The organism is Paraburkholderia sp. BCC1885, assembly GCF_900996235.1.
In the GTDB taxonomy this organism is placed as follows: domain Bacteria; phylum Pseudomonadota; class Gammaproteobacteria; order Burkholderiales; family Burkholderiaceae; genus Paraburkholderia.
In genome coordinates this window covers 1-472 of sequence record NZ_CAAJGM010000127.1, presented here as the reverse complement: position 1 = coordinate 472, position 472 = coordinate 1, and the positions used below count along the sequence as shown (strand labels likewise).

Here is a 472-nt window from a genome sequence, read left to right as displayed (position 1 = left end):
CGAGCGTCGGCTTGCGCACGCGAGGCATCGTTTGGATCGACGATGCCGAGCAAGGCATCGAACAGGTGGAAGTCGTTGAACACGGCGGTGAAGCGCTGCCGGTACGCGGCTCGCTCCACCAGGCCAATCGGCTTGCCATCCAGTTCGATCGTGCCGTCCTCGGGTTCGTACAGGCCCGTGATGACCTTCGCGAGCGTCGTCTTGCCGCTGCCGTTGCCCCCGACGATGAACACCAGCTCGCCCGTCCTGAAGGTCAGGTTGACCGGCCCGACGCGGAACATCCGCTCATCGCGTTCGTGGAAGTACGAATGTGTGACATCGCGCAGCGTGAGCGTTCGATACGGCTCGTGCGACGCATGTTCGTCCGGCGGCGGCACGGTGAGCAGCGCGCCGAATTCGGCCATCACTTTCTCGATCCGGTCGAGCGAGACACGCGCGGCGTTGAGCGTCGGCACATTGTTGAGCAAACCGT

At 64.0% G+C, this 472-nt stretch carries 1 protein-coding gene; it reads right to left on the bottom strand.

Annotation, left to right across the window (positions count from 1 at the left end; translation table 11 throughout):
- The coding region (locus tag FQ755_RS13640) for an ATP-binding cassette domain-containing protein (RefSeq protein ID WP_144154984.1) at window positions 1-472 on the bottom strand (472 nt) is incomplete at both ends.